Source organism: Hydrogenophaga taeniospiralis, from assembly GCF_020510445.1.
GTDB lineage: Bacteria > Pseudomonadota > Gammaproteobacteria > Burkholderiales > Burkholderiaceae_C > Hydrogenophaga.
Window position 1 is genome coordinate 1869491 of sequence record NZ_JAHBAG010000001.1, and the last position, 12342, is coordinate 1881832.

The 12342-nt window shown below is 68.2% G+C and carries 8 protein-coding genes and 1 tRNA gene; 8 read left to right on the top strand and 1 reads right to left on the bottom strand.

From position 1 onward, the window contains the following. Positions 1 to 17 precede the first annotated feature (17 nt). From KIH07_RS09005 to KIH07_RS09035, 6 genes are all read left to right on the top strand, one after another. Positions 18 to 2309: a hypothetical protein gene (locus KIH07_RS09005; protein WP_226491647.1), complete on the top strand. Its 2292-nt coding sequence runs from the start codon at positions 18 to 20 to the stop codon at positions 2307 to 2309. A 20-nt stretch (positions 2310 to 2329) separates the two neighbouring features. Next, positions 2330 to 4573: a hypothetical protein gene (locus KIH07_RS25345; protein WP_264181823.1), complete on the top strand. Its 2244-nt coding sequence runs from the start codon at positions 2330 to 2332 to the stop codon at positions 4571 to 4573. A 48-nt stretch (positions 4574 to 4621) separates the two neighbouring features. Further along, positions 4622 to 5527, top strand: coding sequence for a caspase family protein (locus KIH07_RS09020; RefSeq protein ID WP_226491649.1), 906 nt, complete (start codon positions 4622 to 4624; stop codon positions 5525 to 5527). A 30-nt stretch (positions 5528 to 5557) separates the two neighbouring features. Continuing rightward, positions 5558 to 8467 (top strand): hypothetical protein, encoded by a 2910-nt coding sequence (locus KIH07_RS09025; RefSeq protein ID WP_226491650.1) that lies wholly within the window; start codon positions 5558 to 5560, stop codon positions 8465 to 8467. Positions 8468 to 8475: 8 nt separating this feature from the next. Next, positions 8476 to 9411 (top strand): hypothetical protein, encoded by a 936-nt coding sequence (locus tag KIH07_RS09030; RefSeq protein ID WP_226491651.1) that lies wholly within the window; start codon positions 8476 to 8478, stop codon positions 9409 to 9411. Between the two features lie 191 nt (positions 9412 to 9602). Further along, the gene (locus tag KIH07_RS09035) at positions 9603 to 10409 is read left to right on the top strand and encodes a hypothetical protein (RefSeq protein WP_226491652.1); all 807 of its coding nucleotides are present in this window, start codon (positions 9603 to 9605) and stop codon (positions 10407 to 10409) included. Positions 10410 to 10587: 178 nt separating this feature from the next. On the opposite strand, the gene KIH07_RS09040 is transcribed toward KIH07_RS09035, so the two are convergent. After that, positions 10588 to 10674 (bottom strand) — tRNA-Leu (locus KIH07_RS09040). A 39-nt stretch (positions 10675 to 10713) separates the two neighbouring features. On the opposite strand from KIH07_RS09040, the gene cysM reads away from it, so the two are divergent. Together cysM and KIH07_RS09050 are read left to right on the top strand one after the other, a co-directional pair. Continuing rightward, positions 10714 to 11616: a cysteine synthase CysM gene (cysM, locus tag KIH07_RS09045; RefSeq protein WP_226491653.1), complete on the top strand. Its 903-nt coding sequence runs from the start codon at positions 10714 to 10716 to the stop codon at positions 11614 to 11616. Between the two features lie 135 nt (positions 11617 to 11751). Beyond that, positions 11752 to 12312, top strand: a complete 561-nt coding sequence (locus tag KIH07_RS09050; RefSeq protein WP_226491654.1) for an NUDIX domain-containing protein — start codon at positions 11752 to 11754, stop codon at positions 12310 to 12312. Positions 12313 to 12342 lie beyond the last annotated feature (30 nt).

Below are 12342 nucleotides of genomic sequence, written 5' to 3' on the forward strand. Positions count from 1 at the left end.
GCACCAGGAGAAAAACCATGCTCTTGCTCGACTCCCGTTCGCGCATCATCAACGGCCTCTCGGTATTCCCCGACCACGCCGACCCGGAGCAGTGGTACTACATGCCCACCGCGCCCCATCTGACCACCGTGCGCGACAGCGCGCTCGGGCTCGACATCCCGCAGTTCATGCTGCTGGGTTTTCGTGGCGACGCCGGCAACGGCGGTTTCCTGAACTTCGACTGCAACGTGGGCGCGAGCCAGCGCCAGGTCGATGACCTGGCGCGCGAGATCGCCAACGCCGAGAACCTGCGCAACGCGCCTCGCATCGCGCCGATCCCGCTCGAGGGCGGCACGGTGCGGCTGATGATGCTGGGCAAGGACAGCGCCGCGCCCCCGCCGACCGGAACGCCGGCCACGCCGGCCGGGCCGCAGTTCGTGCTGAAGATGGACCACAGCGCCAACCCCTCGCTTTACGGCGACAACCAGGCGGCGTTTTCGGTGCAGCTCGACCAGGACGGCTTCACCGTCATGCAGCAGGTGCTGGATGGCGAGATCCTGCCGGTGGCGGTGGTCTATTCGCTCGAGTTCCTGGGCCTGCGCCCGGCCTACAACATCCGCCTGAAGGTGGACTGGGACCGGGTGCAGAAGCACATGGACGAAAGCTTCTCGGCCAGCTTCCTGGTCGTCTCCACCGAGATCGGCAAGGCGGTCGACGAGCTGATCGACAAACGCGCCATCGTGCTCGAGTCCGACACCTTCGTGGCCGAGGGCGACGACACCAAGGGCATCATCGACCGGCGCGACGCCGCGCTGGCCCAGGTGCGCTCGATGATCACTGAGGCCTTCTTCAACGTCAGCCTGCCGCCCTGGACGCCCGAGAAGAAACCCGACTGGGAGCGCGCCATGGACGCCGTGGGCCGCTTTGCCGCGAACCAGTCGGCGCAGGCCGCGGGCGGGCCCGCCATGGGTCTGTTGCCCAGCTTCAGCTACAAGCGCATGGACTACAAGCGCATGGACAAGAAGGCGCTCAACGTCAATTTCTCCGAGCGCGTGGCGGTGAAGAAGCACATCCACCCGCAAGGCCATCTGCAGTCGCTGTTCGCCACGCTGCGCGACGGCCGCGTGCCGATGGACCGTTTCGTCAAGCAGGTCTCGCTCGACAACGAGTGGTTCAAGAAACGCAAGCTGCGCGTGACCGCGCGCAACGACCTGGCCGCCGACGACATCGCCAGCATCAACGTGCGCGCGGCCTATGGCGACAAGCCGCAAAACGCGCTGCTGACGCCCGCCGCGCTGGAAACCAAGTTCGAGTGGTTCAGCCAGATCGACGCCGGCAAACCGCTGCGCGACGTGGCGATGGAATTTGAAGTGCTGTTCAAGAACGTCGACACCACCAAGCGCCCCGCCAAACTCAAAAGCAAGCCCTGGACGGTGGACATCGACAACGTGGAGATCGTGCCGCGCGAGCTCTACAGCCTGATCACGGTTCCGGTGATCGCGGAGAACTTCCCCTGGGATCGCTACAGCTCGGTCGAGGTGCAGCTGCGCTACAGCGACGAAGCGAACGACATCGCTCAGCACGACACGCTGCGCCTGACCCAGGAGGCGCCGAGTGCGAACTGGAAGATGTTCGTGCTCGACCCGGACAAGACCACATTCGAGGTGAAGAAGGTCTTTCGCGCACTCGACAACCGCGATGTCGAACATGGCTGGCAGGCCAGCGACGAGACCCAGGTCACGCTGCGCAACCCCTTTCCCACGCGGCGCGTGGTGCAGGTGGTGCCCAGCGTCGACTGGACGCAGGTGCAGGAGGCCTTCGTCGACTTCCGCTACGAAGACCCGGCCAACAACGTGCTGGTCGAAGAGTCGATGAGCTTCACCGAGGGGTCGAGTTCGAAGGCCTTTTCCGTGGACCTGCGCAATCCGGCACAGAAGTCGGTGTTCTACCGCATCAGCCTGCAATACAAGGACAGCCGCTTTGTCGAGTTGCCCGAGTCCATGACCAACGCCAGCCGCATCGCGATCAAGCCCGACGCCAAGGGCCGGCGCATCGTCACCGTGCGCGCGCCGGCCGATTTTGAGCGGCGCCACCTGCGCAGGGCCAGCGTGTCGTTGCGTTTCGAGGACTTCGCCGGTGGCCTGTCGTTCGCCGACGACCTGGTGTTCGAGAACGGCCAGAGCTCGGGCGAGTTCGAGTACGACTACCTCGACCCCAACCGCATGCGCTTCGAATACCGAGTGCACTGGCTGTTTGAAAACGGCCTGGGCAAGGTGAGCGACTGGACCGCCAGCGCGGCCACCGAGCTGGCGCTGCGCATTCCCAACTGAACTTCCGCGAGAGGCCCCCCATGCTGCAACTCGATTCACGCTCGATCTCGATCGAAGGCGTCACGGTGTTTCGCGACCACGCCGATGCGTCCCAGTTCTGGTACCTGCCCGGGCCGGTGACGCTGGCGCGGCGCGAGGCCGACCAACGCACCCAGTTCACCTACCTCAAGTACAAGAACCGCGCCGGCGTGGCGCGGCGCGGCGGTGGCTTTCTGATGATCGAGACCCAGCTCAAGCTGGACGCCGATCTGGAGCGCCGCGTGCTCGAGCGCCTGCGCTCCATCAGCCGTGGCCAGCCACGCCTGGCGCCGGTGCCGTTCGACGACGGCACCGTGGCCTGCGTGGCGCTCAACCTGCAGGGCGCGGGCGGCACACGGGCCAGCCCATCGGCCAACGCGCCCGAGGGTTCGTTCAACGCGGTGGAAAGCATCCTGGGTGCGGGCAAGCCCTCGCTGGCCGGCAACAACACGGCGGTGTTCAGCCTGGAACTGTCGGCCGAAGGTGCGACCATCCTGGAGAAAGCCCTCAAGGATGGCACGACGCCGATCGGCGTGATCTACGACCTGAAATACACCGGTCTGCGACCGGCCTTCAACGTGAAGATCACCGCCGACTTCAACCAGGTGTTCACCCACTTCAGCACCTCGGCCGACGGTCAGCGCGGCTTTGTGCGCGCCGGCATCGACACCGGCTTCGAGCGCCTGGTGCGCAGCGGCGCGATCAAGATCGAGGTCGCCGACATGACCGGCACGCCCGAGAACGAGGCCCGCATCAAGGACGCGCTCGACTTCTTCAAGGCGCAGGTGCTCAGCACCTGGTTCACGCCGGTGCTCACGCCCGGTACCTTGGCCGCGACGGCGGCCAGCGCGGCGTCGCTGGACCAGGTGCGCGCCCTGGGCGAACAACTGCGCCCGCCGCAACCGCCCGCGCCCGCGCGCCCGGACGCCACACCCGCGGCGCCGGCCGCCGCCGACCCCGGTCCCAGCCCCACCGAAGGCACCGGCCATGGCCCCAGCGCCACGGGGTTGGCCGCGCCCAGCGCGTCGGCCGGTGCCAGCGCCAGCGACAGCCCGACCGAAGGCTCGGGCGAGCCGGCCACCAGCACGCCGCCGCCCGGTGGCGCGGGTGCACGCAGCGGCGCGGCCCCGGTGGCCGCGGCCGCCGACCGCAACGCCGCGGGCACACCGCAGCGCGATGACGCGGTGGCCGCGTTCCGGCTGCGCTCGATCCGCCAGGAAGAGCGGCGCACCGCGACCTTCGAATACAACCGCGCCGAGGCCCAGCAGCGCTCCTACGCGCCGCAAGGCTTCATCGGCCTGATGGCGCGCGAGCTCAACCGTCCGCCGTATTTCGTGGAGATCGATCTCGACGATCCGTTTTTCCAGACCCTCAAGATCGAGGCCAAGGCGCCGTTCGCGTTCGAGACCCTGGGCCTGAAAGAGATCCACCTGCAGCTGGACTACGGGCCGGTCAATGACCCGAACAACCACCGCCGCCAGGATCTTGTTTTCAACGCCGACGACCACGCGGCCCGGGCGGTGGAGTTCATGGTCAACCTCCGCAAAGACCAGACCTATGCCTGGCAGGCGCAGTACCACTTCGACCCCAACAGTGCCTGGGAAGGCGAACGCTTCAGCTATGACGCGCCGCGCGTGGCCGCGAGCGAAGACCGTACCCTGGTGCTCAACCCCATGGACGCGATCGGCTTTTTGCACATTCGCGTCGAGCCCGGTCGCATCGACCCGGGCGTGATCGACCACATCGAGCTGGATCTGAGCTATGAAGACCCGAGCGGCTGGAAGCGCGAGAAGAGCGGTCGCATCAACGCCGCCGCGCCGGCCGCGCTGGAATGGAAGCTGCGCGTCTCGCCGGCTTCCACACGCAGCTGGCGTTATCGGGTGCGCCACCACCTGAAAGACGGCAGCGTGGTCGAGCTGCCCGCGGTCAGCACGCGCGCCACCTCCGTCGTGATCGACGACCCCTACCCGGGCTCGCTCGATGTCACCATCTTCCCGATCGTGGACTTCAGCAGCGTGCGCGCCGCGATGCTGGATGTGAGCTACGCCGATCCGGCCCACCACTACGCGCGCCGCGAGCGCGTGCGCCTCACCCCCGAGATGACCGAGGCGCGGGTGCGCTTCTCCACGCCCGACCCCTTGAAGAAGCGCTTCAGCCACCAGCTCACCGTGGTGCACAGCGACGGCCGCACCGAGCGCCCGGCGCCGGTCGAGACCGAGGACGACGTGATCACCGTGGTGATCTGAGACCGCTGCCCCCCACATCCCCCCATTCGCATTCCGAGGAGATTTCACATGACCACCAAACGAGCCGTCATCGTCGGCGTGAACGACTACTCCGTGCAGGGCTACAACAGCCTGCGTTTCTGCGTGGCCGATGCGGCCTCGATGTACCACATGCTGGTCGACGCCTTCGGCTTCGCACCGCAGGACATCTTCTATCTCACCGATGGCGCGGCCACCTCGACCCGCATCCGCCAGGCGCTGCGCTACTGCGTGACCCAGTCGCAGCCGGGCGATGTGATCTGCTTCTACTACTCTGGCCACGGCGGGCGTGTGCCGCACCCGGTGGTGCCGACCCAGATGTTCGAGACCATCATCCCGTTCTCCGGCCAGCACATCAGTGACCACGAGATCCAGAGCCTGGCCGACTCGCTGGAACCCTCGGTTGCCAACTTCACCATCATCCTCGACAGCTGCCACTCGGGTGGCATGCACGACGAGAGCGAGATCGCGCGGCGTGCGCGCTCGCCGCAGTTCAGCGCCGATCTGCTGCAGCGGCTGGCCCAGTGCCGCACCCTGCTGCCCTGCGGCATCTGCCTGCCGCCGGCCAGCCGCTCGGTGCTGGACAACAACATCCGCAGCGTGACCACCCGCAACACCGGCGTGGTGGTGGAGGAAGACAACACGCGCCGTCTGGTACAGCAGGCCAAGTCCACGCTGATCGCGGCCAGCTCGGCCGCCCAGGTCGCCATGGAGACCGAGGCCATCGGCCACGGCCTGCTGACCAAGTCGTTCCTCGACCTGGTCAACGCCAGCAACTTCAGCATCGACCACCACGGGCTGATCGATTCGCTCACCACCTCTGTGGCTGCGCTGATGACCCAGCACTTCCCGGGTCAGCAGCAGACGCCGCAGCTGCGCGGCCAGGCCAACCGCATGGAAGAGACCTTCCTCGACGGTTGGCGCGATTCGCGCTGAGCCGGCCGTTCCACCCACCGAGGAGTTTTTATGCTCAGCCTGGAAAAGCCGCTCACCGTCGATGGCATCACCGTCTACCGCGATCACGCCGATGTGAATCAGTTCTGGTATCTGCCGGGGCCGGTCGGCCTGGCACGCCGTGCGGGGCCCGACAACCTGGCCGAATTCACATTCCTGAAATACAAGGCCGCCAGCGTGGACGTGGGCAAGACCGGCGGCGGTTTCGTGATGTTCAAGACCACGCTCAAGCTCACGCCGCAGCTGGAGTCGCGCATCCTGGGCCGCATCAATGCCGAACCCGGCGTGACGCCGCCGGTGCGTCTGGCCGCGGCGCCGTTTGAAGAAGGCACGGTGCAATGTCTGGCGCTGAACCTGCAAGGCTCGGGTGGCACCGCGGCCAGCGCCGCGCCCGAGGGCGCGTTCAACGCGGTCGAGCTGATCCTGGGCGCGTCCGTGCCGTCCATGGACAGCGAAAACGGCGCCGCTTTCAGCCTGGCGCTGTCCAAGGAGGGCGCGACGATTCTGGAGCAGGCCTTCAGCGACGGCATGGCGCCGATCGGCGTGATCTACAACATGAAGTACCTGGCGATGCGGCCCTCGATCGACGTGGAGATCACGGCCGATTTCGAGCGCATCTTCAACCACTTCAGCGCCAGCCTCGAAGCCCAGTACCAGTTCCTGCGCGGTGGCATCGAGGCGGCGTTCGAGTCGCTGGTGCAAAGCGGCGCGATCCACATCAAGGTGCTGAATTTCACCGACGAGGCCGATGAGCGCGAGCAGGAGAAGTGGGCGCTGGACTTTTTCAAGGACGATCTGCTGTCGAAGTGGTTCGAGCCCACGTTGACCCCGGGCCAGCTCGCCGCACAGCAGGCCACCAGCGACCCGCTGAGCGAGGTGATCGCCACCGGCCGCGACCTGCTGCGCGACGCCAACAACAGCACCAACACCCCCAGCACCCTCACGAACCCGGGCGGCACCAACACCAACCCCGGCGGTGCCACTGGCGGCGTGCAGCCTGCGGCCTTGACCGTGGAACAGCAAAGCCCCACGCCCCTGCCCGCCGGTCAGGGCGTCACCCACACGCCCGCGACCAGCGGTCTGGCCGAGACGGTCAGCATCACCGGTGCGGGCGCCAGTGTGCGGGTGGACGGGGCCCCGGTCACGCCCGATTCGGCCGGTCGCATCACGGTCACGGTGAACCCCGCCACCCAGAAGACCATCGAGGTGGAATGGCCCGCGCAGACCACCGAAGAGACTTTCGGCCTGTTCTTCGACTTCGACAAACCGGCCGAGGCCGGCTGGCGGGTCAACCCGCCCTCGACCGAGTACCGCGCCTACGTGGACAACAGCACCGCCGACCCGCGCTTTCAAAGCGCTTCGGGGACGCTGCGCATCGAAGGCGACGGCAATTGGAGCGGGCCGGAGCGCGGCGCCGATCGGCTGCGCGCCTGGATCCAAAGCCAGCCCGCGCCGCGCAACGTGCGCGTGGAAGCCTACGCCAGCCACGAGCACGCCGCGGGTCTCGCCGAATCACAGCGCGAGGCCTACAACCAGCGCCTGTCCGCCCGGCGCCGCGACGTGGCCCTGGCCATCGTGCAGCGCGCGGGTGGCACGGTCAGCGGCGGCAGCGCCAACGGCGACCATCCCGCGTCCAGCCGCCCCGGCACCCACAGCCCGATGGGCGGCGACCCCGACAACCGCGTGGCCCACATCATCGGCCGCACCGCGGGCACCACACCCTCGCGCTGGCGTGGCGTGCTGCGGCGGCCCGCGTCGAGTGCGCCTCCGCCGCCGCCCCCACCACCGCCTCCTCCGCCACCACCACCACCGCCGCCGCCGCCTCCTCCTCCGGCCCAGGGCGGCAGCTCGCTCCCGGTGGTGGCCAGCCTCAAGCTGAAGTTCGTGCGCCAGGAGGAACGCAAGAAGCTCACCCTGCGCTACAACCGCGCCGAGGCCACGCGCCGCAGCTACGCGCCGCAAGGTTTTTTTGGCCTGATGCTGGGCGATCTGCGCGACAAAGCCAAATACTTCAAGGAGATCGATCTCGACGATCCGTTCTTCCGCGAGTTCAAGGTCGAGGCCAGCATGCCGATCGACTTCGCGCCCATCGGCCTGGCCTCGGCCCAGGTCGCGCTGGACTACGGCGATCCGGCCAAACCGCAGGACCACAAGCACGCCGACTTCGTGTTCCTGCCGGGTGAGAACAAGGTCGAGACCTTCAAGGTGTTTCTCAACAGCACGCGCGACATCGACTACCAGGCCGGTTTCCAGTTCCACTTCGACCCGCAGTCGGGCTGGGCCGCCGACCGCCACTCCTACGACATCCCGGCCAAGAGCACGCTGGACCGCACGCTGTTCGTGAACCCCTACGAACACATCGAGTTCCGCGAGATCAGCGCGATCGCCGGCGACATCGACTGGGAGGTGGTCGAGTCGATCGAGCTCAACCTGAAGGCGCGCGGCTACGCCAGCCCGGAACCCCGCACCGTGCTCACGCTGCGCCGCGACAGCGCCCCGCAGATCTGGCGCCTGCGCGGGGCCAAACCCGCACCGGCCGACCGCGGGGTCGAGATGGAGCTGGTGCAGCGGCTGAAAGATGGCAGCGTCACGCGCCTGCCCGCCACCGACCTGGCGGTGTCGCAGATCGTGGTGCACGACCTGTTCGTGGGGGCGCTGCGGATCGAGTTCGTGCCCGCTTTCGACCCCGCCGCGGTGAACCGGGTGCTGGTCGATGTGGAATACCGCGATCCCGCCAACCAGTACGAGCGCACCGAGCGTCTGGAGATCCCGGGCACGGCCACCGACTCGGTGAAGCTGCGCATGGCCCTGCGCGACAAGAACCAGCGCCGCTACCGCTTCCGCCTGACCTTCATCGGCCCGAATCTGTTTCAGCAACGGGCCTGGGTGGAGACGGAGGAAGAGATCCAGCCGGTGAGCTGATGCCAGCCATGGTCGTTCACCCCGCCGAGATCCACAGTGCGTTGCCCAGCGCGGTGGGCCGCACGATGGACCGCCTTGAGCCCCTGCTGCCCGAGGCGGTGACCCGTGCCCGCGCGGCGCTGGCGCACAGCCTGGGTGCGGTCGGCCACTCGGTCTGGCCCGAAGTGGCCTGGCGCTTCAGCCGGCTCACCAACACCGGCCTGCCGATCGAGTTCGCTTGGTCCTCGCGCGAGGCGGCGCTGCGCTGCACGGTGGAAGTGGCGCCGCCCGAAACGCCCGACCACGAGCGCCTGGGGCTGGCGGCACGGTGCCTGGGCTGGCCGAACGAACCCAAGCACACGTTGGCGCCGTGGCAGGCGCTGCAACAGGGCCGGGACCTGCGCTTTGGCGCCTGGCTGGGAGCGCGTTTTTCGCGCGCCGGCAGCGCCACCAAGCTGTACGTCGATCTGCCGCCCGGGGCGCCGCTGTCGCAGCCTTGCTCACTGCGCTGGCTGCGCAGCCCCGCGCTGCGCTGGCGCATGGCCGGCCTGAACGCCGACCAGAGCCTGGAGCTGTATGCGCAGTGCGCCGATCTGGACCGGGAGCGCCTGCTGGGTTGGTGCCAGCGCTTCCTGGGCGCGTCGGCACCGGGCGTGGCCCTGGACCAGCGCCTGGCGCTGCTCTGCGGCGATCGGGACCTGCCCCGGCCATCGGGCCTGAGCCTGCTGTTCGACCGCGAAATGCGGCCCCGCGCCCTGACCTGGTTCTGTTTCGCCAAGGCCTTGTTCCGCGACGACCAGCAGGTGAGCGAGGCCCTGCGGTCGGCCGTGGACGGTGAACCCGCCGCGGTCTATGCCGCCCTGGCCGGCGGCCCGCCCGACGGCCGCTGGCGCCACGGCATGGTGGGCGCCGGCGTGGACGCGGGCGGCACCTCCTGGCTGCAGTGCGGACTGCGCCCCACATGAGCGACGCCCGGCCGTTCCGAAGGCGCTCAGCCCCGCAGTGCGCAGCACGGAGGGTCGTCCAATGAGCGACGCCCGGCCGTTCCGAAGGCGCTCGGCCCCGCAGTGCGCAGCACGGAGGGTCGTCCAGTGAGCGACGCCCGGCCGTTCCGAAGGCGCTCGGCCCCGCAGTGCGCAGCACGGAGGGTCGTCCAGTGAGCGCCAGCCAGGAGCCCATGGAAGGTCTTGTCGAGAGCGAGATGCACAGCGGTGGGCAGTGCGTGCCCGACCGCAACGGCTTTGCCACCGCCCTGGCTGTGCGCGCCTTGCGGCACGAAGGTCGCAAGCCGGGCCGGCCCATGCTGCGGGTGCTGGAGCGCTGTCGCTCGGCGCAGGGTGGCTTCGGTTTCTGGCCGCAGGGCCTGCGCCCGGTCTGGGCACCCCCATTGCCGGACGATGCCGACGACACCGCCATCATGGCGCTGGAGCTCTACCTGGCCGGGCGGCTGGACCGGACCGAAGCGCGGCGCATCGCCTGTCGGTGCATCGGCGTGCGCCGCATCGCCCGGCTGCCCGTGCTTCGCCCGCCCTGGCTGCAAGTGGGCGTGTTCGCGACCTGGAGCCGTTCGGGTGCGGGCCTGGACATGGTCGACTGCACCGTGATCACCAACGTGCTGGCGCTGCTGGCCGCGACCGGTCTGGAGGGCATCCCGGGCGCGCGCGAATCGCTGGCCCTGCTCGACCGGGCGTTGGACTGGGCCGGCGACGACGAAGCCCGCGCCAGCAGTCTGTCACCGTTCTACCCCGACGCCGCGGAGTGGTTGCCGGCTTTGAACAACGCGGCCGCGCTGGGCGCCAAAGGCCTCACGCGGCTGCAGGAGCGCGTGCAAAGCACGCCTTGGGGCCAGTCCGCCCAGCGGTTGTATGCGTCGCCCGAGCATGCGATCTGCTCCAGTCCCTATGGCCTCGCTGTGTGGCGTTCGCCGGCGCTGTGCGCTTTCCGGGCGGCCATCGCGCGGTAGGCGCCACAGCTTTCAGAGCCAGCGACCCAGACGGCCGTCGCGCCAAACGGCCAGCGCATGACCGACCAGACGCCGGTGTTCATGTTTCGAGGCGATGGCCGATGGGGCAAGAAAAAACCCGCAACGCCGGAGAGCGTGCGGGTTCTTGCGACCGTGTGAGGTGGTCTGACCTTGTTTGTGGTGCCCGGGGCCGGAATCGAACCGGCACGCCATCTCTGGCGGGGGATTTTGAGTCCCCTGCGTCTACCAATTTCACCACCCGGGCTGGAATCTGGGAGACGGAAATTATGGCACAGTGCGGCGTATGAACTACCCAACGATCGAAGACGCCATCGGCAAAACGCCGCTGGTGGCGCTGCAGCGGATTGGCGCGACGGAAAATCAGGCCCGGGGCAATGTGGTGCTGGGCAAGCTCGAAGGCAACAACCCGGCCGGCTCCGTGAAAGACCGGCCCGCGGTGTCCATGATCCGGCGCGCCGAGGAGCGCGGTGAAATCAAACCCGGCGACACCCTGATCGAGGCCACCTCGGGCAACACCGGCATCGCGCTGGCCATGGCGGCGGCCATCAAGGGCTACCGCATGGTGCTGATCATGCCGGAGGACCTGTCGATCGAGCGCGCCCAGACCATGAAGGCGTTTGGCGCCGAGCTGCTGCTCACGCCCAAGAGCGGCGGCATGGAGTACGCGCGCGACCTGGCCGACAAGATGGAGAAAGAGGGCAAGGGCCGGGTGCTCGACCAGTTCGCCAACGCCGACAATCCGCGCGTGCACTACGAGACCACCGGCCCCGAGCTGTGGGAGCAGACCGGCGGGCGCATCACGCACTTCGTCAGCGCCATGGGCACCACCGGCACCATCACCGGCGTCTCGCGTTTCCTGAAGGAAAAGAACCCCGCCATCCGCATCGTCGGCGCGCAGCCCAGTGAGGGTTCGCGCATCCCCGGCATCCGCAAGTGGCCGACCGAATACCTGCCCAAGATCTACGACCCGAGCGCGGTGGACGAGCTGGTCTACGTGAGCCAGTCCGATGCCGAAGAAATGTGCCGCCGCCTGGCGCGCGAAGAGGGCATCTTCGGTGGCATTTCCGCCGCCGGCGCCTGCTGGGTGGCCCAGCAGATCGCGCAGCAGGTGGAGCACGCCACCATCGTTTTCGTGGTCTGTGACCGGGGCGACCGCTACCTGTCCACCGGCGTGTTCCCCGCATAACATGACGCTCGCTCCGAAGTGCTTGCGGCGCCTTCCCCTGGGGCGACACCAGCCGTCCGTCCTGAGCTTGTCGAAGGGCGGCCCGGCGGTGTCCACGGTTGGGGGCCTTGGCTATCCGGGGAGGGGCCTGATCGCATGACGACAGACTTCCGCTTTTGCCCGGCTTGTGCCACCCCGCTGCGGCTCACGGGCGCCGAGGAGGATGGCGGTTTCAAGGAGCGGCTGCGTTGCCCCGCCTGCGACTTCACGCACTGGAACAACCCCACGCCGGTGCTGGCGGCCATTGTTGAGCTGCAAGGCCGTGTCCTGCTGGCGCGCAACGCCGCCTGGCAACACCGCATGTTTGGCCTGATCACCGGGTTCATGGAAGCCGGCGAGACGCCCGAGGAAGGGATACGGCGCGAGATCGCCGAAGAAACCAGCCTGGACGTGACCGAGCTGCGGCTGGTGGGGGTGCACGATTTCCAGCGCATGAACCAGATCATCATCACCTACCACGCCGTGGCCCAGGGCGAGGTCCGGCTTTCGCCCGAGCTGGTGGAGTACCGGCTGCTGGCACCCGAGCAGGTCAAATGCTGGCACGCCGGTACCGGTCTGGCGCTGGCCGACTGGCTGCGCAGCCGGGGCATCGAGCCAGCGTTCATGGATTGGCCACCGCCCGACACCACCACCGCGCCGGTCGATCGGGCCGACTGAAACACCGCGGGCCACGCGCCCGCGCCGTCC